The 20,695-nt window shown below is 58.5% G+C and carries 24 protein-coding genes and 2 tRNA genes; 9 read left to right on the top strand and 17 right to left on the bottom strand.

From position 1 onward, the window contains the following. Positions 1 to 199: hypothetical protein (locus VJR29_12205; protein ID HKY64168.1), on the top strand; the 199-nt coding region annotated here is incomplete at its 5' end. 17 nt (positions 200 to 216) lie between these two features. On the opposite strand, the gene VJR29_12200 is transcribed toward VJR29_12205, so the two are convergent. Together VJR29_12200 and VJR29_12195 are read right to left on the bottom strand one after the other, a co-directional pair. After that, entirely contained in the window at positions 217 to 1,638 is a 1,422-nt protein-coding gene (locus VJR29_12200; protein ID HKY64167.1) for a hypothetical protein, read from the bottom strand. Between the two features lie 56 nt (positions 1,639 to 1,694). Beyond that, positions 1,695 to 3,515: an APC family permease gene (locus tag VJR29_12195; GenBank protein HKY64166.1), complete on the bottom strand. Its 1,821-nt coding sequence runs from the start codon at positions 3,513 to 3,515 to the stop codon at positions 1,695 to 1,697. A gap of 40 nt (positions 3,516 to 3,555) precedes the next feature. Here VJR29_12195 and VJR29_12190 point away from each other — a divergent pair, with 40 nt between their 5' ends. Beyond that, positions 3,556 to 3,981: a DUF983 domain-containing protein gene (locus tag VJR29_12190; GenBank protein ID HKY64165.1), complete on the top strand. Its 426-nt coding sequence runs from the start codon at positions 3,556 to 3,558 to the stop codon at positions 3,979 to 3,981. Positions 3,982 to 4,002: 21 nt separating this feature from the next. Next, a tRNA-Gly gene (locus VJR29_12185) sits at positions 4,003 to 4,075 on the top strand. Positions 4,076 to 4,220: 145 nt separating this feature from the next. Here the strand turns inward: VJR29_12185 and VJR29_12180 are convergent. After that, entirely contained in the window at positions 4,221 to 5,474 is a 1,254-nt protein-coding gene (locus VJR29_12180; GenBank protein HKY64164.1) for a PQQ-dependent sugar dehydrogenase, read from the bottom strand. A 108-nt stretch (positions 5,475 to 5,582) separates the two neighbouring features. Between VJR29_12180 and VJR29_12175 the strand changes: the two genes are divergently transcribed. The 3 genes from VJR29_12175 to VJR29_12165 are packed head-to-tail and all read left to right on the top strand — an operon-like array spanning position 5,583 to position 7,458. Further along, positions 5,583 to 6,026, top strand: coding sequence for a hypothetical protein (locus VJR29_12175; GenBank protein HKY64163.1), 444 nt, complete (start codon positions 5,583 to 5,585; stop codon positions 6,024 to 6,026). Between the two features lie 48 nt (positions 6,027 to 6,074). After that, positions 6,075 to 6,905 carry a phosphatase PAP2 family protein gene (locus VJR29_12170; GenBank protein HKY64162.1) on the top strand — a complete coding sequence of 277 codons (831 nt, stop codon included), beginning with the start codon at positions 6,075 to 6,077 and terminating at the stop codon, positions 6,903 to 6,905. Between the two features lie 46 nt (positions 6,906 to 6,951). Beyond that, positions 6,952 to 7,458: a hypothetical protein gene (locus VJR29_12165; GenBank protein ID HKY64161.1), complete on the top strand. Its 507-nt coding sequence runs from the start codon at positions 6,952 to 6,954 to the stop codon at positions 7,456 to 7,458. Here the strand turns inward: VJR29_12165 and VJR29_12160 are convergent. Together VJR29_12160 and VJR29_12155 are read right to left on the bottom strand one after the other, a co-directional pair. Continuing rightward, on the bottom strand, positions 7,453 to 7,899 hold the full coding sequence (locus VJR29_12160) for a hypothetical protein (GenBank protein HKY64160.1): 447 nt from the start codon (positions 7,897 to 7,899) through the stop codon (positions 7,453 to 7,455). The genes VJR29_12165 and VJR29_12160 overlap by 6 nt on opposite strands. 250 nt (positions 7,900 to 8,149) lie before the next feature. Beyond that, on the bottom strand, positions 8,150 to 10,087 hold the full coding sequence (locus VJR29_12155; GenBank protein HKY64159.1) for an AMP-binding protein: 1,938 nt from the start codon (positions 10,085 to 10,087) through the stop codon (positions 8,150 to 8,152). A gap of 41 nt (positions 10,088 to 10,128) precedes the next feature. Between VJR29_12155 and VJR29_12150 the strand changes: the two genes are divergently transcribed. Genes VJR29_12150 through VJR29_12140 form a run of 3 tightly spaced genes read left to right on the top strand, consistent with a single transcriptional unit; the run spans position 10,129 to position 11,992 of the window. Beyond that, on the top strand, positions 10,129 to 10,674 hold the full coding sequence (locus tag VJR29_12150; protein ID HKY64158.1) for a DUF309 domain-containing protein: 546 nt from the start codon (positions 10,129 to 10,131) through the stop codon (positions 10,672 to 10,674). Further along, a complete protein-coding gene (locus VJR29_12145; GenBank protein HKY64157.1) occupies positions 10,671 to 11,618 on the top strand; it encodes an MBL fold metallo-hydrolase in 948 nt (315 codons plus the stop codon). Before VJR29_12150 ends, VJR29_12145 begins: the two co-directional genes overlap by 4 nt. 20 nt (positions 11,619 to 11,638) lie before the next feature. Then, on the top strand, positions 11,639 to 11,992 hold the full coding sequence (locus tag VJR29_12140; protein ID HKY64156.1) for a hypothetical protein: 354 nt from the start codon (positions 11,639 to 11,641) through the stop codon (positions 11,990 to 11,992). A gap of 158 nt (positions 11,993 to 12,150) precedes the next feature. Here VJR29_12140 and VJR29_12135 read toward each other — a convergent pair whose 3' ends face one another. The 12 genes from VJR29_12135 to infC form a co-directional block, all read right to left on the bottom strand. Beyond that, positions 12,151 to 12,663: an adenine phosphoribosyltransferase gene (locus VJR29_12135; protein ID HKY64155.1), complete on the bottom strand. Its 513-nt coding sequence runs from the start codon at positions 12,661 to 12,663 to the stop codon at positions 12,151 to 12,153. An 8-nt stretch (positions 12,664 to 12,671) separates the two neighbouring features. Beyond that, positions 12,672 to 13,229 carry a M23 family metallopeptidase gene (locus VJR29_12130; protein ID HKY64154.1) on the bottom strand — a complete coding sequence of 186 codons (558 nt, stop codon included), beginning with the start codon at positions 13,227 to 13,229 and terminating at the stop codon, positions 12,672 to 12,674. Next, positions 13,210 to 13,884 (bottom strand): protein-L-isoaspartate(D-aspartate) O-methyltransferase, encoded by a 675-nt coding sequence (locus VJR29_12125; GenBank protein HKY64153.1) that lies wholly within the window; start codon positions 13,882 to 13,884, stop codon positions 13,210 to 13,212. The genes VJR29_12130 and VJR29_12125 overlap by 20 nt, the downstream gene beginning before the upstream one ends. 13 nt (positions 13,885 to 13,897) lie before the next feature. Next, positions 13,898 to 14,644, bottom strand: coding sequence for a 5'/3'-nucleotidase SurE (surE, locus tag VJR29_12120; protein ID HKY64152.1), 747 nt, complete (start codon positions 14,642 to 14,644; stop codon positions 13,898 to 13,900). Between the two features lie 203 nt (positions 14,645 to 14,847). Next, positions 14,848 to 14,921 (bottom strand) — tRNA-Pro (locus VJR29_12115). 146 nt (positions 14,922 to 15,067) lie between these two features. Next, entirely contained in the window at positions 15,068 to 15,493 is a 426-nt protein-coding gene (locus VJR29_12110; GenBank protein ID HKY64151.1) for a MerR family transcriptional regulator, read from the bottom strand. 69 nt (positions 15,494 to 15,562) lie between these two features. Continuing rightward, positions 15,563 to 15,841, bottom strand: coding sequence for an integration host factor subunit alpha (locus tag VJR29_12105; GenBank protein HKY64150.1), 279 nt, complete (start codon positions 15,839 to 15,841; stop codon positions 15,563 to 15,565). A gap of 17 nt (positions 15,842 to 15,858) precedes the next feature. Further along, on the bottom strand, positions 15,859 to 18,255 hold the full coding sequence (gene pheT, locus VJR29_12100) for a phenylalanine--tRNA ligase subunit beta (protein ID HKY64149.1): 2,397 nt from the start codon (positions 18,253 to 18,255) through the stop codon (positions 15,859 to 15,861). A gap of 195 nt (positions 18,256 to 18,450) precedes the next feature. Continuing rightward, positions 18,451 to 19,482, bottom strand: coding sequence for a phenylalanine--tRNA ligase subunit alpha (pheS, locus tag VJR29_12095; protein HKY64148.1), 1,032 nt, complete (start codon positions 19,480 to 19,482; stop codon positions 18,451 to 18,453). Continuing rightward, positions 19,479 to 19,829, bottom strand: a complete 351-nt coding sequence (gene rplT, locus VJR29_12090) for a 50S ribosomal protein L20 (protein ID HKY64147.1) — start codon at positions 19,827 to 19,829, stop codon at positions 19,479 to 19,481. The genes pheS and rplT overlap by 4 nt, the downstream gene beginning before the upstream one ends. A 103-nt stretch (positions 19,830 to 19,932) precedes the next feature. Continuing rightward, positions 19,933 to 20,127: a 50S ribosomal protein L35 gene (gene rpmI, locus VJR29_12085; protein ID HKY64146.1), complete on the bottom strand. Its 195-nt coding sequence runs from the start codon at positions 20,125 to 20,127 to the stop codon at positions 19,933 to 19,935. Between the two features lie 27 nt (positions 20,128 to 20,154). Continuing rightward, entirely contained in the window at positions 20,155 to 20,685 is a 531-nt protein-coding gene (gene infC / locus VJR29_12080; protein HKY64145.1) for a translation initiation factor IF-3, read from the bottom strand. Positions 20,686 to 20,695: the final 10 nt, after the last annotated feature.

Raw genomic sequence — 20,695 nt, 5'->3', positions numbered from 1 at the left:
CCAAGAAGCCGGAAGCCTGCCCAAGCGCCCATCCCCTGCGCCCGAAGAGCCGCATTGGGCTAAAAGCAGATTTAAGCACAAAATAAGGACGGATAAAAAAATCGAGACGCACCGGATCACAGCTTACCTCCTAAGGCTCGCTACCTCACCCGGCGTGGCGAAAGAAAAACAACGGAATTTCCGGCTAATGAATTTCTAGGATGTCGTCAACAGGATTCAAGGCGCTAATGCTTTGGCCTGATAAAGATGGGGCCTTTTCGGCCCTCCGGCACCCCGACCATAGTAACACCATTGAGGGAAATTGAAGTCCGAGGCGATGGCGGCCGGCAGCAGCAAACTGGCTTTAAGAAAAGCCTCGAGGTCGGGAACCTCTTCCAGAGCGACCGGGTAACCCCACTTCTCCAGCTGTTCCAAGGCCGGGCCGCCCGGCTTCAGAATCGCCCAGCTCAGGCCGAACCGGTTAATGCCCCAATTCACCATCCGATCCAGAAAACGCTTTGCCTGCTCGGGTGCGGCCGCGAGCATCGGAACCAAGAAATCAATCGAGCATTGCAGCAAGGAGCCAGGGAATGCCACGGAAAGAAGCCGGACACCGCTCTCTTCAATCCGGTTGAGCTCACCTTTGAAACCCAGGCGGCTCTCGGGAAAATCGCAAACATGCAAGGCATCGATCACTCGATCCAAGCAGTTCCCGCCATCATGCAGGTCGAGGAGCACGCTTTTATCCGACCCTCTCAATCGGGAAAGAAAGCTTGAGACCTCCAACGATTCTTCATCCTGCAGGCGAATGTCCATTTCGCCCCAACGAATGTTCGAAGCCAAAAACTGCCTCAGGTTGGCTTCGTCATTGACCCCCTGCCAGATCAACTGGACATGGGGAGGAAGCCTTTCCTCCGAAAGCAGCTCGGTCAAATTGTACTCCCGCCCGCTCAGGGAGCGCGCCGGCCGATGGCCCAAGGGCGATTCGAAAAGCGTGTCGGCATGGAGCAACAAAACATCCCCGGCCACTTCCGAATCGGCCACCGCCTTGAGGTTGGCCGGCTCATTGTCGATGAAAGCGGCGACTCGATAGCCCTCTTCTTGAAAATGGCGGATGCCGGCGACCTTGGCTTGAAGGATGTCGCCCTCCCAATTGGAGGAGGGATTCATGAACAGCAGGTCGCTGCGGAAATCCACCCGATGCTCGCGGCCCAGAGCGTTGAGCGAGCGCAGCGTCTCCTCCCGCAGGCTCTCGGGCCGGCCGGTGTTGAGGCCGACAAAGGCATTAGGCTGAATCTGAAACCAGCGGATCACCTCGAGCACCCCGCGGTAGGGCCGATGCGACTGCATCACCGCGTCGTGGCCCCAGCGGTTCTTCTCGTACCATCGCACGACCCGCTCGATCTCACCGGCCTCGAGACCCAAGTCGCCAAGAAAGTCGAGGATCTGGTTTTCATGGAAATTCAACCGTTCGACCTCGAGCTCCCGGAAATGGCAAGTGCCGTGAATCCGATCGAATTCCTTCATGACGTGAAGGGTCAAATACCTCATGTCGAGGATGGTCCCATCGATGTCGAAGAGGATTAGCAATGGCTCTTGAGGAAAGCGGCGGCGGGTGTCTTCGTAGTGCCCGGCCAGGGCATGCATCCAATCTTTCATGGCTAAATCAGGCCATGGGCCGGTGGCTTTTCTGTGAACTCAAGGTGAATTCGGTCTTAATAATCGAGGAAGTGACGGACGCTGGTGACGGTGACCCCCTCCTTGAAATGGAGGATGCCGCGGATCAGCAAGGCGGTTTGATTGTGCAGCAGCTGCTGCCACCACTTGGCGGCGACGAATTCGGGCAGGATCACCGTGATGAGCTGGTCCGGCTCTTCCTTCTGCAGCTCGTCGATGTAGTCCAGGAGCGGCCGGATGATCGAGCGGTAGGGCGAATCCAAGATCACCAAGGGAATGTCGATGCACCAATGGCTCCAGATGTCCTTGATCTTTCGGGTGCGCTCGGGATCGAGCGCGACATAGACCGCTCGGACGTCGTCGGAGATCGACAGCGCGTAGCTGATCGCCTTGGCGGTTCCTTTATGGAAGGTCGAGATCGGGATCAAAACCCGATGCAGCTTGGGCGGCAACAGATCCCCCAGCTGGGGATGCAGCTGATCGACGATTTCATGGTAGTGTCGATTGATGGCGATGAACATCAAGATCAACAGCGGAATGAAGACGACCACCATCCAAGCGCCGTGGGTGAACTTGGTCGTCCCGATGACCAGCAAGGCGATGAAAGTCGCCGTGGCGCCGAGGCCGTTGATCAGGATCTTGTGGAACCAGCCCTTCCCCCGCAGCTTAAGCCAATGAATCACCATGCCGGACTGGGATAGCGTGAAGGAAATGAAAACACCGACCGCATACAGCGGTATCAAGCTGTGGACGTTGGCGTTGAACAACACGATCAAAAGCGCGGACGCCGCCCCTAGCAAGATGATGCCGTTGGAGAATGCCAGCCGATCGCCCATGCTGCTCAGCTGCCGGGGCATGTAACCGTCTCGGGCCAAAAGAGACGCCAGTCGGGGGAAATCGGCGAAAGCCGTGTTGGCCGCTAAAATCAAGATCAAGGCGGTGGCGACCTGTATCAAATAATAGAAGAATCCGCCGTTGAAGACGTGGCGGGCGATCTGACTGACCACGGTTTCATGGCCCTTGGGCAAAACATGGTAGAGTCGGGCCAATTCGGTGATTCCGAGAAACAAGGCCAAGAGGATCAGCCCCATCCATATCAGAGTGATATTGGCGTTCCGCGATTCGGGAGGCCGAAAGGCCGGGACTCCGTTGGAAATCGCCTCGACACCGGTCAGCGCCGCGCAGCCCGAGGAGAAGGCCCGCAGCACGAGAAAATAACCCAAGGCGTTAGTGGCCGGCGGATAATGCTCCACGCCCAGAACAATTTCGGGCGGCGCGAAAAAATAGCGGTAGAAGCCGACTCCGATCAAAGTGCAAAAACTAATGATGAACAGATAAGTTGGGATGGAAAAGATAAAGCCGGATTCCTTGACCCCGCGCAGGTTGGCGAGGGTGATCAAAATCAAGAAGAACACGCACAGGGCGATTCGATAGGGGTACAGGAAAGGAAAAGCCGAAGTGATGGCGGCAACGCCGGAAGCGATGCTGACCGCGGCGGTCAAAATGTAATCGGTCATCAAAGAGGCGCCCGCGATCAGTCCGGGATACTTGCCCAAATTCTCCTTGGCGACAATATAGGCGCCGCCACCGGAAGGATAGGCTCGAATGGTTTCGCTGTAAGAGCTGATCAGAATGAGCAATAGGACGCCGATGGCAAGCGCGATCGGCAGGGAAAGCTGGACGGCGACCATCCCGGCGGTGACCAAGACGAGCAAGATTTCCTCGGAAGCATAAGCCACCGACGACAAGGCGTCGGAGGAGAATACGGCGAGGGCTACCTTCTTGTTGAGCCTTTGTTCGTGGACTTCGGCGCTGGCCAGCGGCGGGCCCAGGATGATCTTCTTGAAGGTTTTGAACATATCCTATTAATAGAGACGAGCGGAATTGTTAGCAGAAAGCATGAAAAACTCTAAGGAAAATATTCGCATCCTTCGCCGCGGCCTGCGCCGTCGTTGCCCCCAATGCGGCCGGGGCAAGCTCTTCATCGGCTGGTGGCAAATGGAAGACTCCTGCCCTTACTGCGCCTTGAAGCTGGCTTCACGGGAAAGCGACACCTGGGCTTTCATGTATCTCAGCACCGCCTTCATCACCGGGCTCTTCATTCTCTCGATGCTCTTGGTGCTGCCGAAGAGCCTTTGGCTCGGCCGCTTCGTGGTGGCGGCCGCCGCCCTTTTCCTCTTCGTCCTTTCGGCTCCCTATCGGAAAGGCTTGGCGATCGCCTTCGATTACTTGGTCGAGCTGCGCATCAACAATCACGCCAACTTGGCATTTCTGACCGATGAGGAAGCGGCCCAGCTTCCAGGATTGACAGCCCCGCGCCCCTGACATAGGAATTTGAGCGAAATTGCGGGAATAGCTCAGTTGGTAGAGCATCAGCTTCCCAAGCTGAGGGTCGCGGGTTCGAACCCCGTTTCCCGCTCAATGAGACTGAAACAACCTCAAGAACCCAAGGCTTTAGCGGGCCCGGATTTACTCCGGGCCCGCGAATAACTTCGAACCCCGTTTCCCGCTCCATTGAGAAAATCTATGCGAGCTCGGCACCACCGAGCTCGCTTCATTTCGGTTCAGGGAAGATCCGATTCTTCGTGCTCCGGATTGGGAATCATTTTCAACACCTGATTCGATGCAAAAATACTGACCCCATAGAGATGCCCATCCTGCCCCACTGTGAAAGAAGTGACGCCTGGAAAATGTGCGAGGTGGCGGTCGTTGGAAGGCACCCCCTGATCGTCGATAGTAATGCCGCGAATATAGCCATAATAGGCCGCGGCATAGATCAATGTCCGGTCTAATTGTCCGCCATAAGGATCGGGCTCCTGGCCCTCATAAAAGCCTGCAGCAGTGATTATTTCGCTTCCACATTCATGAACCACGCCAGCGTGTCTTTTAACGGCTATGGATTTCGAGGCATCGTGACCAGAGGGATCGGCGTCTTGATTTGTTGGATCGCAATGGTCAAAACCACCGATGGGCTGCGAAAACAATGAGCCTGCTTTCGGGCCCTCTTCCAGAGGCCAACCGAAATTGAGATAGGGCCCTCCGAAGGGATAAAGGTTAAGCTCCTCATAGGTCTCGAAGCCGACATCGCCGACCACCATACCTAGGCCCGGAATTCTAGATGCTGTGAATGGATTGCGTAATCCCTTAGCCACAATTGCCGGAGCATCGATGCCTTCGGGATCGACTTTAATTAATTTGCCCAGAAAAGAGCTGTCATCTTGAGCCAGATCGGAATGGGCTTCGGCCTCTTCGGCGCTTTCGGGGAAAAAACCATCTCCCACACCTAAAATCAAATCACCATTATCATCAAAGATCAGAGCCCCACCATTGTGCTGCCCTTGCCGATCAACCATTGAAACGTTAAAAACTTCTTGAGGATTGGAAAGAGGATTGTCGGCGGTCTCATCCAAATCATATCGGACGATACCGTTGCAGAAGGCTTCCGATGAAGGGCAAGCGGATTCTGGCAAGGTAAGAGCCGCGTATATCCTACCATTGGAGTGAACGACACTGACCAATCCCGCATCCCAAAAAGTGGTAGCAGGAATTTGCGCGTGCCCCAAAGCCTGCAAATCGCTATCCAAGAGAATAATTTGTCCATCCCGCGTGGCTATAAGGAAATTTCCAGAAGGCAGGGCTTCAATGTCGATCGGCATGATCCCCTGGATAAAGTCTCCAACCGGCTCGAAGATAAAAGGCTGAGTCGGACTTGGTTCGATAAGGCTTTCGTTATCAACCTGATCCAATGGAATGGGCTCCGAAGTGGATTCAACCGTCCCTCCACAGCCAGCCAAAAGCAGAGAGAATAACACTATCATTTTTTTCACTTCTTTTCGCTCCTTACCCTTCGTTCAAATAGAACTAAGATGGACAGATGGTGGGACGCGTTCTACAATCGGTGCCCAATCGATCGTTAGGTTTGTAGCATGACGCCCTATAGACGCCTCTTTTCGCTCTTCCTCTTAATCACATTCCTTTTCATTGCAAGCCAAAGCCAGGCTCAGTCCAAAAAGAGCCAAGCAGCGACCGACCCCAGCAAAAAAGTAGGCTTTTCCGGCGATCCGGCCCGCAAACGTGGAATGGAAATCGGCTTCGACATGGGAAAAAAGGCCGGCAAATCCGACAAGGAGCAGGATCTCAAGCCCGACCTCAAGCGCCACGAGGCCTACCAAGAGCCGGATAAGTATTACCGCTCGGAATACGGCTCCCGGGCCAGCTTCAGCGCCGGCTTCCGCAGCGGGTTTTCCGGCGGCTACCAGGCGGCTTTCGGTAAAAAGGTCAATATTTCCCCGGAAGGCAGCTCCCTCAAAGGCACCAAGACCGAAACCAGCCCCAAAAAGGGCGGGGGCCACGCCAGCGACGCCTTCTAATTCATTTGCCCTCGGGTAGGACGGGTGCTAAGGCCCCAGCCCGTCACCATGAGGAAAAAAATCGCGACATTTCTATTGATTTCCTGGATTTGGACCTTGGTCGGAGGCTCCCCGCTCTGGGCCAAGGACCAGGAGGAGCCGGTCCCGGAATCTCAACCCGACCTCCAGCTCTCCCCCCAAGACGCCGCTTTCGGCGAGCGCTCCGAAATGCACGAAAGGTTCACCTTCAAGGAGCTTCCCCGGGACCTCGGCGGAAGCCTCAAATCCTCGTTTTGGGGCTGGGGCGGCCTGGCTTTCGGATTGGGAGCCGGCTTGAGCGGCGGCCTGGTTCCCTTGGACGACAATATTCAAGACAGCTTCGAGCCTAACGCCTTGTTCGGCGAAACCGCCAATGACGTCATGGGCTGGGTCATCTCGCCCTATACCATCGGCGGCGCTTCGGTGATCACCTGGATCGTCGGCCACGGAACCCATCATCCCAAGGTGGCTCTAACCGGCCGCGCCCTGACCGAGGCCCTCTTCCTTTCCCTGGGCATCGACGTCGTGGCCAAGCTCTCCTTCAACCGGCGGGCGCCGGACAACGGCCGCTTCAGCTTTCCCAGCGCCCACTCCACCGCGGCCTTCACCGCCGCCGGAGTCTTGACCAGCTTCTACGGCTGGAAGGCCGGCATCCCTTCTTACGCCCTCGCCTCCTTGATATCGGTCAGCCGGGTCGATGGCGATCAGCATTGGGTCAGTGACGTCGTCATGGGCGCGGTCCTCGGCAGCGTCATCGGCTGGGGCACCGCCCAATTCCATAAAAAAGAGCATCCTAACTTCTTTCTTTCACCGCAGGTGTCGAGCAACCGTGCAAGCCTTGGCTTCACCTACATCTACTGAGGTTCGGCGGGAGCTGAAGCGAAAATCGCTCCATCTCCCAGGCCTGATGCTGCCTTTCGCTTTTCAGCAGGCGCCCCGGCTGAGCGCCGCCTTGCTCGCGGTCGTGGTGGTGCTCTATTACATCGCGGAATTGCGCCGGCTGTCCCAGAAAGCGCCGCTGCCGGTGATCGGCTACCTGAGCCAAACCCTGACCCGATCCGCCCATTTGGATTTGGCTCCGATCTTTTTGGCGGTGGGCTTGGGAATCGCCTCCTACTTTTTTCCCCTGAAAGCGGCGATGGCCGGAGCGCTGCTAGCCTGTCTTTGCGACGCCTTCGCCGCCTTGATCGGGATGAAGTTCGGCAAGGCCCGGATCTTCTTTTTGAAGAAAACTTATTTGGGAACGGCGGCCTTTTTTCTTTCCGCTCTCCTGGTGCTGTTGCCCCTTTTGGGCTGGCGCGGAGCCTTGGTCACCGCCTCGGCCGCCTCGGCCATCGAGGCCCTCTCGATCGAAGGCGTCGACAATCTGCTGTTGCCGATCTTCGGCGGCTTGATCGCGAGATATTTCTTATAAGCAAATATAGTTGAAGACGTACCCTGCCAAGGGCGTGATTTGGGTCACGCCGGTCACTTCGATCAAGTCCTTGGATGCCGCGTTGATCTTGTAAGTCATGTCGGGCGGCGTCACCCAGCCTTGGCTGGTGATGGCGCAAATCGGCCCGCCCGGATACGGTTTCGAGAAATTGATCGTGCAGGTGAAGTTCTTGGCGTCGGTCGGCACCGAAACCAAGCCCTTGGTGTCATTGGAGCCTTCGCTGAGCTCGGTTCCGGCGGGGCAATGATCGCCTCCGATCGTCGGCGTCCCCGTCCGCACTTTAAGATAGTTGGCGTCGTCGACGACGGCTGCCGCCTTGTCCTCGGGCGGATTGTCGTCGGCGCTGTCCTTCGGCGCGTCCGGACTCGGCGCGCCCAGCGGGATGATGGCGCTGTCGCCGGTCGAATCCTGGTTGTTCATATTTGGCGAGCCTTGGGGGGATCCCCCGCCGCTGCAGGCTTGAATCAGAGCTGAAATAAAAAGAGCGATGAATAGATGTCGCATAGGCCCTCCCCGGTAAGCTTTAGAATTAGCAATAATCACACCAATCAGCCAGCAATTTAGCCTTCGAGAAATACATGATTGTTTTGAAGGGTCGCAGCCGAGCGATGGCATGGCTCAGCGCGGCAAGAGCGTCAAAATTCCAACACTTGCGATGAGGGCTTGTCGATTATGAGAGGACGGGAGCGATCGCTTCCAGGGCGTCGGGGTTTTCCACCGAGGAGAGATCGCCCAGCTCCTTGCCGAGGTATTTCTTCTTGATGGCGCCGCGCACGATCTTCGCGGAGCGAGTCTTGGGAAGGGCCGCGACGAAGATCACTTTCTCCGGCCGCAGGGTCTTGCCCAGCACCTCGCCGACTTTTTCCGAAAGCTCGCCGGCCAAGGCGTCGCCGGCCTTGAAATCGCCCTTCAACACCACGAAGCAGACGATGCCCTCGCCCTTGATCTCATGGGGCACGCCGATCGCCGCGGCCTCGGCGCAGGCCGGATGCCGCAACAAGGCGGCCTCGATCTCGGCCGGCCCGGTCCGCCGGCCCGAAACCTTGATCGTGTCGTCGGCCCGGCCCTGCAAGAACCAAAAACCGTCTTCGTCGACGATCGCCCAATCGCCGTGAAACCAAATCTCGGGCCACTTCGAAAAGTATGTCTCGAGATAGCGGTCGCGATCGTTCCAGAAGGCCTTGGTCATCGAAGGCGCCGGCTTCTTGCATACCAGGTAACCGACTTCGCCGCGCACCGGCTGGCCTTCCTCGTTGAAGACGTCGACGTCCATGCCCAAACCCGGTCCCCGCAGGGTGCTGGGCTTGAGCTCGGTGATGGGCAAGGGCGCCAGGAGACAGCCGACGATCTCGGTGCCGCCGCTGATGTTGATGATTGGGCAACGGCCGCCGCCGACTTTTTCGAAGAACCAGCGGTAAGATTGGGGATCCCAGGGCTCGCCGGTGGAGCCGAGGATCCGCAGCCGGCTCAAGTCGTGCTTCTTCACCCAGGAGTCGTCCGCCTTCATCAAGAGGCGAATGGCGGTCGGCGAAATCCCGAAGATGGTCGCGCCGTGACGCGAGGCCACGTCCCAAAGCCGGTCGGGATTGGGGAAATCGGGCGCACCCTCGAAAATCAGGAAGCTCGAATTCAGCGACAACGAGCCGATCATTTCCCACGGCCCCATCATCCAGCCGATGTCGGTGACCCAGAAGAAAACGTCCTCGGGCTTGGTGTCGAAATAGTAACCGACCTCCTTGGTCATCTGGGCGAGGCAGCCGGCGTGGGTATGAACCGTGCCCTTGGGCAGGCCGGTGGTGCCGGAGGTGTAGATGATCATGCAGCGGGCCTCGGCGTCCAAGGTCGCGGTCGGGACCGACGGATGATTTCCGGCCAACAGGTCGTCGAACCAAAGATCCCTCCCCTCCTGCCAGGGAATGTCCTTGAAGAGCCGCTTGGCCACGATGACTTTTTGGATGGAGGGGACTTGCTTCAGCGCAAGGTCGGCGCTCTGCTTGATCGCCACTTCCTTGCCCCGGCGCAGCGAGCCGTCGGCCGTGATGAGGACCTTGGCTTCGGCATTGTTCAATCGAACCGCCAGCGGATCGGGGCCGAAGCCCGAAAAGATCGGAATGACGATGGCGCCGATCTTGAGGCAGGCGAAGAAACTGACCACCATTTCCGGGATCATCGGCAGGTAGAGGCCGACCCGGTCGCCCTCTTGGACACCCATCGAACCAAGCGCCGCCGCCAGCTTGTCCACCTGGCTTTGCAATTCGGCGTAGCTGAGCTTCTTGACCGCGCCGCAGTCGCCCTCCCAAGTGAAGGCGGTCTTGGCGCCCTTGCCGGCTTCGATCCAACGGTCGATGCATTGATCGACGATGTTGATCTTGCCGCCAACAAACCACTTCGACCAAGCGAAGCCGTCGGAGCTGTCGAGGATCTTGCGGTAAGGCTGCTGCCAGCGCAGATCCAGATCCTTCAAGCAGGCGTCCCAGAAACGCTCGACGTCGGCGTTGGACCAGCGCACGAGAGTGTCGTAATCGCGAATGCCGTGGGCTTTCATGAAGCGGGAGATATTCGATTTTTCGATGTAATCGCCGTAGGGTTTCCAGATGATTTCCGGCATGACATTCCTCCAAAAGCTTGTTATCCCATTCCTCGGAGAATATGCAATTAGCCATTCCGAGATATTCGCAACGGGTTTTCCCCCGTTACCGCTACGTCCCGACTCTCCATCCCCACCCGGTGATCGATCCGAAGGGGCACAGCTATAAAAAAGAGGAGGAAAAGCCGGAATATCTCCCGCCCGAAAAATGGAAGCAGAACGACCTCTATCTGTACGGGGTCGACCTCTACAACCACGGCTACTGGTGGGAAGCCCACGAGGCCTGGGAAAGCCTTTGGCTCACCACCCAAAAAACCGACGTCGAGGGCCAATTCCTCCAAGGTCTGATCCAATTTTCGGCGGCGCTCCTCAAACTCTATTCCGGCAACAACCGCGGCTTCGAGAGCTTGCTGCGCGAATCCGACAAACGCCTCCGTTTTTGCCTCAAGGAGCTGAGCCAACAGAATCGTCGCCAGCTCATGGGGCTGGACCTCGAGGCTTGGCTCGGCAAGGTCCAGGTCTTCTGCGATTCGCTGGGCGGCCAAGACGGCGAATCGGTCGACGCCCTCGGCTTCGCCAGTTTCCCGGCCCTGATCCTCGAATCATGAAAAAGCTTCTCCTCCTCGTCCTCAACTTCGGCATCCTCTTGTTCTTTCTTTTGGTGCTGGCGCTCAAGTGGCCGGTGGAAGCGCCGGCCGGCGAGCCTTCGAGCTTCGCCCCCCGAGCCAAAATGGACTCCTTGCCCGAGCTGTCTTTTAGGGTCTTCGAAACCGGCTACTCCGAATCGCTGGAGGCCTTCGCGGTCCGCGGCGGCTCCCTGCTGAAAAACCACCGCTACACTCACTCGGCGGTGCTGATCGAGCATCCCAAGGGCCGGGTGGTCCTGGACTCGGGACTCGGCACTTCTTATCCCGCCGAATTGGCCTCGATGAGCGGAGCGGTCGGTTTCTTCGTGAAGAAAACCTTTCACGCGACCAAGCCGCTGAAGAACCAAGCCGATTTCCCACGGCTCGATCCGGCCAAGGATTTCTTTCTGGTGAGCCACGCCCACTGGGATCATCTCGGCGGCATGGCCGATTTCGAGCTGCCGATCCGGCTGCTGGCCGAGGAGAAGGATTTCATGCTCGCTCAAGGCGGGGCTTTTCAGCATGGCGTCCTTCCGATCCAGGTCGAGAAGCTGAAAGACCGATTGGTCCCGTTGGTCCTCGAGTCGAAGCCCTACGAGAACTTCGCCCGCAGTCTCGACCTGTTCGGCGACGGCAGCCTGGTCGTCGTCTCGCTCTCCGGCCACACGCCGGGATCGCTCGGCCTCTTCGCCAATCTTCCTTCGGGCAAGCGTTTCCTCTTTGTCGGCGACGCCCTCTGGTCGGTCGACGCCGAGGGCAAGCCCCAGGCTCGTAGCTGGGCGGCGGAGCGCTTTTCGGATTTCGACCCGTTGGAAGCCCGCAAAATCCGGGTCAAGCTGGGGGAGCTGATCCGCCACAGCAATGAAATCAAGCTCGTGCCGGTGCATGACGCGAAAGCCCTGGCGCTTGTGACCCAAAGCGATTAGGAACGTCTTAGGAGGAAGCCATGAGAAAACTCGCCCTATTCTTCGCTCTGGCCTGGATGTTCTCGGCCGCCCTACCCCATTCGAGCTTCGCCGAAGAGGACTCAAAGGCGCGCTCCCAAGAAACCGTCAAGCAAGACGCTGAGGACGACAAGCCGGTCGGGGGCGAAAGCGGCAAGAAAGGCGGCATTTACGTCGTCGGTCGGGGCTTCAAGACCGCCGGCAGCGAGATGGAAAAAGGCTTCAAGGCCGCCGGCCGGGGCATCGTCAAGGGCGGCAAGGCGACCGGCCGGGGTTTCAAGAAGGCCGGCGGCGCGATCAAGGGATTCTTCACCGGCGAGAGCGGCGACGACAAGAAGGAAGAAGAAAAGAAGTAGGGGCGGGGCTTGCCCCCGCCCGCGTGCAAGGACACTTATGATCCCCCCTTTGAAAAAGGGGGGTTGGGGGGATTTGGAAAATTCCGCATGCTAAAATCGACATTTGTTTTCTTGCCGCCGCCTTAAATCCCCCCTGCCCCCCTTTTTCAAAGGGGGGTCTAATACTGAATCAAGCTAAAGACCGGATAATCCCGCAAAGCCTTCTTGCCGTCCAGGAAGCTTAGCTCAATGACAAAGGCCAGCTCCTCGACCTTCCCACCCATTTTTTCCACCAGATGAGCGGCGGCGCCGGCAGTGCCGCCGGTGGCCAGCAAATCGTCGACGATCAGGACCTTGGCGCCTTGGGGAATGGCGTCCTCGTGCAGTTCGATCGTGTCCTCGCCGTACTCCAGCTTATACGTATAGGAAACCGTCGTGTAGGGAAGCTTGCCCTTCTTTCGCATGATCGCGAAGCTTTTGCCCAGAGCGTGGGCCAAGACCGACCCGAACAGGAAGCCCCGCGACTCGATGCCGACGATGACGTCAACCGGCTTATTGCGGTAACGCTCGACCAGGCTCGAAATGATGAAACGGAAAGCCTCGGGGTTTTGAAGCAGCGGCGTGATGTCTTTGAAGACGATGCCGGGCTTGGGAAAATCGGGAACGTCGCGAACGAGCTTCTTGAGATCCATGGCGATTCCTATTTGGCGGTGTAACGCCGCTCGGGAAGGAAATCCTCGGGATCGTAAGTCCCGCTCTCGTCGCGGATCTCGAAATGCAGGTGATCTCCGCTGGCGTTGCCGGTCCTTCCCATCTTGGCGATGCGCTGTCCTTGCTTCACGGTGTCCCCCTTGTCAACGAGGTTTTTCTCATTGTGGGCATAGGCCGTGAAGAAGCCGTCCTCGTGCTTGACGACGATCAGGTTGCCGTAGCCGCCGAGACGGTCGGCGTAAACGACCTCGCCGCCGGCCGCCGCCAGGATCGGGTCGCCCTCATCGCCGCCGACGTCGATTCCGTCATGCATCTTGCCGCTGCGCGGGCCGTAAGGCGAGTTGATCGGGCCCTCGGCCGGCCAAAGGAACTTACCCCGCGCCTGCTGAAGCACTTCGGGCGAGGGCTTGCGCGGTTTCTTGTTTTTGCGTCGGGCGACTTGTTGATCGGGCTTGCCGTTGAAAATGGCGCGAAAGTCACCGCAGCCCGGCAGGAGCAGCAGGGAGAGAAGGAAAAGTGAAACCAGCTTACGAGGGCTCGAAGCCATGCCTCCCTTTCAATTTGACGAAGCGGCAGCCGCTGAGCTTTTCCCGCACCCAACCGGTGGTCTCGCGCCGCATCAGCACCAATTCTTGGCTCCACTCGTCGCCCACCGGAACGATCAACCGCCCGGACTCCGAGCTTTGCTCTAAATAGGGCCGGGGGACTTGGGGCGAGCCGGCCGCCACCACGATCGCGTCGAAGGGCGCCTGCTCGGGCCAGCCGAGGGTTCCGTCGCCGAGCTTGAGAGTGATATTGCGGTAGCCCAGGGCCTTGAGGTTTTTGCGGGCCTTCAGCAGCAGCTCCGAGAGCCGCTCGATCGAATAGACTTGATCGACCAGCTCGGCCAGGATGGCGGTTTGGTAGCCGCAACCGGTGCCGACTTCGAGGACCCGATCGGTCGGCTTGAGCCGCAAGGCTTCGAGCATGTAGGCGACGATGTAAGGTTGGGAGATGGTTTGGCCCGAGCCGATCGAAAGCGGATGATCGTTGTAGGCCATCGGCTGGAGGCCCGGCTCGACGAAGCAATGCCGCGGCACCTTGAGAAAGGCCTGCAGGATCCGCTCGTCGCGGATGCCGCGGTCGAGGAGCTGCTCCCGCACCATTCGCTTGCGCGAGATGTAGTAATCCCCACCTTCGCTGCTGGTTTTCTTCAACGACATCGCATGCCGCATTTTATAGCTTCCAGGTCCGGATCTTTTCCAAAAACGGATAGTCGGTCATGTCCACTTTGAGTGGAGTGATCGATATCTTCCTCTCCAAAATCGCATTGCAGTCGCTGCCCGGGATGTTTTCATAGCCGACTTCATCGCCGCCGATCCAATAGTATTTCTTCTTCCGCGGATCGAGCTTCTCGACGATCACATCGCCGTAATTGCGCTTGCCCAGCTTGCCGAAAGCGTAGCCCTTGAGCCGGTTCTGAGGAACGTTCGGCACGTTGACATTGAGGACCATGCCAGGCGGCAGCCGATATTTCAACACCGCCTTGGCCAGCTTGGCCGCGAAGTTGGCCGCCGGCTTGAAAATCGGGCGCTCGAAACGCGCCACCAGCGAAATGGCGATCGAAGGGATTCCCATGATCGCGCCTTCAAGCGCTGCCGAGACCGTGCCCGAATAATGAACGTCGTCGCCCAGATTGCCGCCGTGATTGATGCCCGAGACGATCAAGTCGGGGCGCTTCGGCTTGAGGACCTTGTTGATGCCCAAGTTGATGCAGTCGGTGGGCGTGCCGGTGACGCCGTAGTAGTTCTTCTTCACATCGAGGATGCGCAGCGGCCGGTGCAGAGTCAGCGAATGGCTGGCGGCCGATTTCTCGCGATCCGGCGCCACCACCACGACCCTGGCGATCTTTTTCAAGGTTTCGGCTAGCGTTCGTATCCCCTCGGCGTAAATCCCGTCGTCGTTCGAGACTAGAATGAGCATTATCCGTTGTTATTACAGGATTTTTTCGGCGCGCGCCAGGCTTATCTTCCCCCTCCTTTGTAAGGAGGGGGTCAGGGGAGGTAGAGAGCCGGCGTTATGCAAAGTATTTTGCACAGCGCACGCCCTCTACCCCTCCCTAACTCTCCCCTTACAAAGGGGAGGGAATAAAAAAAGCCCCGGTTCTTGCAAACCGAGGCTTAAAGTCGGGGCGACTGGATTTGAACCAGCGACCACTCCCACCCCAAGGGAGTGCGCTACCGGGCTGCGCTACGCCCCGAATGACCGTCTGGGGTTAATTCGACGGCTAGAAATCTGCCTTGTATTGTCATTCCGAGGACCCGAAGGGGCCGAGGAATCCTCTAAGGAGTCCGCAGTGGATCCCTCACTTCGTTCGGGATGACAGGCGCCTGCGTATCCAAAATCTTATAGGCTTTCAAGAATCTTCCCGAGCTCCTGCAAACATTTCTTGATCTCGAGCAGCGAATCGTCGCGGGACTCGGGACTCTTCGGCAAGGCCAGGGTGATCTGGGCGGCTTGGCTTTCGACTTCCTTGCCCTTGCCTCCGCGCTTGTTCAGCTCCTTGAGGCGCTTCCGGGCTCCCTCGATGGTGAACTTTTCCTTGTAGAGGAGGTCGCGGATCCGCAGGATCATCTCGACTTCCTTGCGCTTGTAGAGCCGCTGCTTGGATTTGCTCTTGGCCGGCGCAATATCAGGAAATTCGGTCTCCCAATAGCGGAGCACGTAGGGTTTGACCCCGACGATCTCGGCCACTTCCCCGATCTTGAAGTAAACCTTGTCGGGAATGGCGGACGCGGAAGCACGTTTTTCGGATGTTTCGGCGACGCTCATAATGGCAGGCGCTACATCGCCCAAAGAGGACGGCGCTGTCAAGGAGTGGATAAAATTCCTGGACTTAGACTATTCTTTATTAAGTGCTTGTTTGAGGACTTGTGAGGGCCGGAAGGTCAAAACCCGGCGGGCCGAAATCTCGATTTCCTCGCCGGTCTGGGGGTTTCGCCCCATCCGGGGGCGCTTGGCGCGAACCACGAAATTTCCGAAGCCGCTGATCTTGATCTTCTCTCCCCGTTCCAGAGTGTCCTTCATCGTGTCGAAGATCATCTCGACGATGTCGGAAGACTCTTTCTTGGAAAAACCGATCTTTTCGTAAATCGATTCGACCAAATCCGCTTTGGTCATAACGGGCCTCCTTGAGACTAGCGCAACTCCGCGCCGCTGAGTTCTTTCAACTTCGCCGTCAATTGCTCCCTCGCCTGGTTGACCTCGTCGTCGGTTAAAGTCCGCTCTTGGCTGCCGTATTCGATTCGGAAGGTCATGGCCTTTTTGCCCTCTTCCAGGGGCTTGCCCCGGTAAAGATCGAAAAAGATTGCCTGCCGCATCCAAGGACCACCGTTAGCCCGGATCAGGGCGGCCAGCGAGCCATGAGTCACCGACTCATCGACGATTAAGTTGAGGTCGCGCCAAACTGAGGGAAACGGCGATACCTGTTGAAATTTTACAGGAATTTTAGATTCTGTCAAAAAGAGATCGAGAGAAATTTCAGCTAGGGCCACCGGGCCCTTGAAATCGAGCTCCGCGGCGAGGGCCGGATGGAGCTCACCAAGCTCGCCCAAATCGAAGCTTTTCCCCTCCCGCCGCCAGCTCAAGGCCAGCCTGCGCTTGGGGTGAAAATTAGGGCTCTGGCCGGGCTTTTCTTCAAGCGTTCCTTCACCGGCGCTGCCTACCAATAACTTCAAGTAATCTTTTAAGTCTAGAAGGGAAACCTCTTCTATTTCATTAAGAAAGTGAAGCGGTTGTCGCTGGCCGGCCAGCCCTAGGCAAAGCCGCCATTCCTCCCGAAAGGGCGGTGTAGCGTCGGCTTGCGGACGGTAGACCGGGCGGATCTCGAAGAGCCGAAGATCGCTATTCCCCTTGAATTGATTCTGCTGAAGGGTCTGCACCATCTGGGGCAAAAGCGAGGGTCTCAGGACCGACATTTCCTCGCTGATCGGATTGAGAAGCTGGACCTCGTCCTCGGCCTGGAAGCCGAAGCGGGCCAGCCAAGGGGGCGAGGTGAAGCTGTAGTTGAGGATCTCGGTGAAACCCCAATCTCGGAGCAGGTTCCGCAGACCGTCAAGGGGGTGCTCCCGAAACGGCGGAAACTGGTCGAGACCGAGGGCCGGGAAAGTCGTCGGAATTCGGTTATACCCGTAGAGCCGAGCCACCTCTTCCACCAAGTCCACTTCGCGAGTCAGGTCACTCCTGGCGGTCGCAACCTTGAACCGGAGGTCGGTTCCTTCGGCCTTGCCCTCGAGACCGATCCGGCTCAGGGCCGGCAATAGCTCGGCCACCGGTAGGTTCAGGCCCAGCAGCCGAGTCAAAGTCTTTTGGCGGAGCAGGATGTCCCTGGCCTGGATCGGCTGAGGATAACGGTCGATGGCATCGGAGGCCGCTTCGCCGCCGGCCCATTCGACGATCAGGGCGGCCAAGCGGTTCAAGGCCGCCAGGCAAGCGTTGGGATCGACCCCGCGCTCGAAACGATAGGACGACTCGGTTTGCAGGGCTTCGCGCTTGGCGGCCTTGCGCACCGCCGAGGGCGAGAAATGGGCGCTTTCCAACAAGAGGTCGCCGGTCTTCTCGGTGACCCCCGAGCCCTGCCCGCCCATCACCCCGGCCAGGGCCAGGATGCGCTCGGCGTCGGCGATCACCAAGTCGCCTTCGGCCAGGCTCCGTTCTTTCTCGTCCAAGGTCTTGAGCTTTTCGCCGGCCTTGGCCCGCCGAATCTGGACTTGGCCGCCACGAATCTCTTTCAAATCGAAAGCGTGCAGCGGCTGACCGGTCTCGAGCATGACGTAGTTGGTGGCGTCGACGACGTTGTTGATCGCGCGGATGCCGCAGGCTTCGAGCCGGCGTTGCACTTTTTGGGGCGAGGGGCCGACCTTCACGCCCTTCAGGATCTGGCAAGTGTAGCGCGGGCAGAGGTCGGCGGCTTCGAGCTTCACCTCGGCCGCTGTTTTGAAATTTCCGGTCTTGGCGGCCGCCGGCGGCGGGGCCAATAATTCGGTTTGAAAGGCCGCCGCGACCTCGCGGGCCAAGCCGCGCATCGAGAGGCAATCGCCGCGGTTCGGCGTGACGTTCACTTCCAAAATCACGTCATCCAGCCCCAGGGCCTCGGCCAGCGGAAGATCTTCGGGGACTTCCGGCGGCAGAATCAAGATGCCCTCGCTCTCGGCGGCGAAGCCCAATTCCTTCTCGGAGCAGAGCATGCCGGCGGAAGCGACCTTGCGGATCACCGAGTTCTGAATCTCCATCCCGTTGGGCAGCTTGGCCCCCGGCAAGGCCAGTGCGACCCGGTCGCCGGCCTTGTGGTTCTTGGCGCCGCAGACGATCTGGTGGACTTGATCGCCGGTCCGCACCTCGCAGAGCGTGAGCCGGTCGGCGTTGGGATGCTTGTCGACCTTGAGCAAGGTGGCGGTGACGACCTTCTCCAAGCCCTTCCCCTGCTCTTTCAAGCCTTCGATCTCCAAGCCGGCGAGGCTCAGCCGGTCGGCGATCTCCTGGGGCGAGGCCGAGACCGAGACGAATTCTTTGATCCAGTTGAGCGAGGCTTTCATACTCTTCCTCCCCCTCCTTTGTAAGGAGGGGGCTGGGGGGAGGTAGAGAGGGGGCGACATGCAAGTGCATGACGCGGACTCTCTACCCCTCCCTCAACAAGTTCGGACAAGGTCTTTCACACTATCGCGGAGTTTGCCTGGCGCCATTAAGGCGCCAGTTTGCCTCCTTGCTCCCCTTACAAAGGGGAGGGAAAACTAGAACTGCTTTAAAAACCTAACATCATTCTCGAAAAACAATCGCAAATCGTTGACGCCGAACTTCAGCATCGCCAAGCGCTCCAGCCCGATGCCGAAGGCGAAGCCGCTGTATTTTTCGGGATCGATGCCGACGAAGCCGAAGACCGCCGGGTCGACCATCCCGCAGCCCAGGATCTCGATCCAACCGGTGCCCTTGCAGAGACCACAGCCCTTGCCACCACAGACATGGCAGCTCATGTCGAGCTCGGCACTGGGCTCGGTGAAGGGAAAGAAGCTGGGCCGAAAGCGGACCCGGCTGTCTTTGCCGAACATCCCTTGAATGAAAAGCTGGAGCACGCCCTTCAAGTCGGCGAAGCTGACCTGCTCGTCGACCCAAAGCCCCTCGATCTGGTGGAACATCGGGCTGTGGGTGGCGTCGTAGTCGTTGCGGTAGACGGCGCCGGGCGCGATCATCCGCAGCGGCGGCTTCTGCTTCTCCATGACCCGAATCTGGACATTGGAGGTGTGAGTCCGGAGCAGCCACTTCTTGTCTTTCAAGAAAAAGGTGTCCTGGACGTCACGGGCCGGGTGGTCGGCCGGAATGTTGAGGGCCTCGAAGTTATGGTACTCGTCCTCGATCTCGGGGCCGGTGTGGGTGACGAAACCCAAGCGCTCGAAGAGATCGCGGGTCATCGTGTAGATGCGGGTCAGCGGATGAAGATGGCCCAGCTCGACCGGCCGGCCGGGCAGCGTCGGGTCGAAGACGTCGCCGGCCAGTTCGGCGTCGATGGCCCGGCTCTTGGCGGCGCGCAGCGCCGACTCCAAGGCCGCTTCGATAGTCTCCTTGACCTCGTTGGCTTTGGCGCCGACCAACGGGCGCTCCTCGGCACTCAGCTTGCCCATGCCCTTCAGGATTTCGGTGAGACGGCCCTTCTTGCCGAGGAACTCGGTCTTGAGCTCGAATAAGGCGCTTTCGCCTTGAACGGAGGCCAGGGCCCGATGGAAATCGGACTTCAGGCTTTCGAGGTTGTTCAGCAGCGAATCTTTCACGCCTTCTTGGCGGCGTCGACGATTCTCGCGAAGACCGAGGGGTCTTCGGCGGCCAGGAAGGCGAGAACCTTGCGATCCAGCGCGATCTTGGCCTTCTTCAGGCCGCCCATCAGCTTGCTGTAGGAGAGCCCCAGGCCCTCGGCGGCGGCGCCGATGCGCTGGATCCACAGGCTGCGGGCGTCGCGCTTCTTGAGCCGGCGTCCGACATAAGCGTAGGTCAAACCCTTGTCGACCGATTCCTGGGCGGTGCGGAAAAGCTTGGAATGGCCTCCGCGGTAGCCTTTGGCCTGCTTCAGGACTTTATTGCGACGGCGGCGGGCTTTAAAGCCGCGTTTTACTCTTGGCATTGGTATTCTCCTTCGTAGGGGCGACCCTCGCGGTCGCCCTGGGCGAGGCGATTGCCACACCCGTAGATAAGGCACCCGCAAGGGGTGCCCCTACATGTTCAAATTATCCTAAAACGGCCAGGCGCATCCGCGCCGAATCCGACTTATTGAGAATGTTGGCCTTGCGCGAATGACGCTTCGACTTCCGGGTCTTGGTCGTCAGGATGTGGCGGCGGTTCGACTTGGCCGCCTTCACCTTGCCGGTGCCGGTGACCTTGAAGCGCTTCTTGGCGCCGCGTTTCGATTTTAATTTCGGCATATCGTCTCCAATTCCTAAATTTGAAAATCAGTCCTTCTTGCCCGGGTGCTTGGCCGGGATCAGGAGCATCGTCAGCTGCCGGCCTTCCATTTTCGGCGGAACTTCCACCGTCACCTTGTCGCCGAGCTTTTCCAAAATCTGCTTCAGAATTTTATGGCCGCCTTCCCGGTAGCTCATCTCGCGGCCCCGGAAGACCACCGTCGCTTTCACCTTGTGACCCTCGGCAATGAAGCCTTCCATGTTACGAACCTTGAAATCGAGGTCGTGCTCGTCGGTCACCGGCCGAAATTTCACTTCCTTCACCAAGACGATGACTTGATGCTTCTTCGCTTCCTTGATCTTCTTGGTCTGCTGGTACTTGTATTTGCCGAAGTCCATGATCTTGCAGACCGGAGGAACGGCATTGGGCGAAAGCTCGACCAAATCCAATCCCTGGCTTTCGGCCATTTCGATCGCCTTCGAGGTGATGAAAACGCCGAGCTGCTTTCCCTCGGCATCGATCAAGCGAATTTCGGGAACGCGAATGCGCCGGTTGATGCGCGTCTCTTTGTGATTAATACGAATAACC

The sequence above is a fragment of the bacterium genome (assembly GCA_035281585.1).
GTDB lineage: Bacteria > UBA10199 > UBA10199 > DSSB01 > DSSB01 > DATEDP01.
The sequence above is the reverse complement of the archived record's forward strand: the minus strand, read 5'-3'. Positions and strand labels throughout refer to the sequence as shown.

Excerpts from the sequence above, each read along its gene's own strand:
- VJR29_12180 (HKY64164.1), bottom strand. The coding sequence starts at position 5,474 with ATGATAGTGTTATTCTCTCTGCTTTTGGCTGGCTGTGGAGGGACGGTT.
- pheT (HKY64149.1), bottom strand. The coding sequence starts at position 18,255 with ATGAAAGCCTCGCTCAACTGGATCAAAGAATTCGTCTCGGTCTCGGCC.
- VJR29_12200 (HKY64167.1), bottom strand. The coding sequence starts at position 1,638 with ATGAAAGATTGGATGCATGCCCTGGCCGGGCACTACGAAGACACCCGC.
- VJR29_12145 (HKY64157.1), top strand. The coding sequence starts at position 10,671 with ATGAAAAAGCTTCTCCTCCTCGTCCTCAACTTCGGCATCCTCTTGTTC.
- VJR29_12155 (HKY64159.1), bottom strand. The coding sequence starts at position 10,087 with ATGCCGGAAATCATCTGGAAACCCTACGGCGATTACATCGAAAAATCG.
- VJR29_12125 (HKY64153.1), bottom strand. The coding sequence starts at position 13,884 with ATGTCGTTGAAGAAAACCAGCAGCGAAGGTGGGGATTACTACATCTCG.
- surE (HKY64152.1), bottom strand. The coding sequence starts at position 14,644 with ATGCTCATTCTAGTCTCGAACGACGACGGGATTTACGCCGAGGGGATA.
- rpmI (HKY64146.1), bottom strand. The coding sequence starts at position 20,127 with ATGCCGAAATTAAAATCGAAACGCGGCGCCAAGAAGCGCTTCAAGGTC.
- rplT (HKY64147.1), bottom strand. The coding sequence starts at position 19,829 with ATGCCAAGAGTAAAACGCGGCTTTAAAGCCCGCCGCCGTCGCAATAAA.
- VJR29_12190 (HKY64165.1), top strand. The coding sequence starts at position 3,556 with ATGAAAAACTCTAAGGAAAATATTCGCATCCTTCGCCGCGGCCTGCGC.
- VJR29_12135 (HKY64155.1), bottom strand. The coding sequence starts at position 12,663 with ATGGATCTCAAGAAGCTCGTTCGCGACGTTCCCGATTTTCCCAAGCCC.
- VJR29_12170 (HKY64162.1), top strand. The coding sequence starts at position 6,075 with ATGAGGAAAAAAATCGCGACATTTCTATTGATTTCCTGGATTTGGACC.
- VJR29_12195 (HKY64166.1), bottom strand. The coding sequence starts at position 3,515 with ATGTTCAAAACCTTCAAGAAGATCATCCTGGGCCCGCCGCTGGCCAGC.
- VJR29_12105 (HKY64150.1), bottom strand. The coding sequence starts at position 15,841 with ATGACCAAAGCGGATTTGGTCGAATCGATTTACGAAAAGATCGGTTTT.
- VJR29_12175 (HKY64163.1), top strand. The coding sequence starts at position 5,583 with ATGACGCCCTATAGACGCCTCTTTTCGCTCTTCCTCTTAATCACATTC.
- VJR29_12140 (HKY64156.1), top strand. The coding sequence starts at position 11,639 with ATGAGAAAACTCGCCCTATTCTTCGCTCTGGCCTGGATGTTCTCGGCC.
- VJR29_12160 (HKY64160.1), bottom strand. The coding sequence starts at position 7,899 with ATGAACAACCAGGATTCGACCGGCGACAGCGCCATCATCCCGCTGGGC.
- VJR29_12130 (HKY64154.1), bottom strand. The coding sequence starts at position 13,229 with ATGGCTTCGAGCCCTCGTAAGCTGGTTTCACTTTTCCTTCTCTCCCTG.
- VJR29_12150 (HKY64158.1), top strand. The coding sequence starts at position 10,129 with ATGCAATTAGCCATTCCGAGATATTCGCAACGGGTTTTCCCCCGTTAC.
- VJR29_12165 (HKY64161.1), top strand. The coding sequence starts at position 6,952 with ATGCTGCCTTTCGCTTTTCAGCAGGCGCCCCGGCTGAGCGCCGCCTTG.
- VJR29_12110 (HKY64151.1), bottom strand. The coding sequence starts at position 15,493 with ATGAGCGTCGCCGAAACATCCGAAAAACGTGCTTCCGCGTCCGCCATT.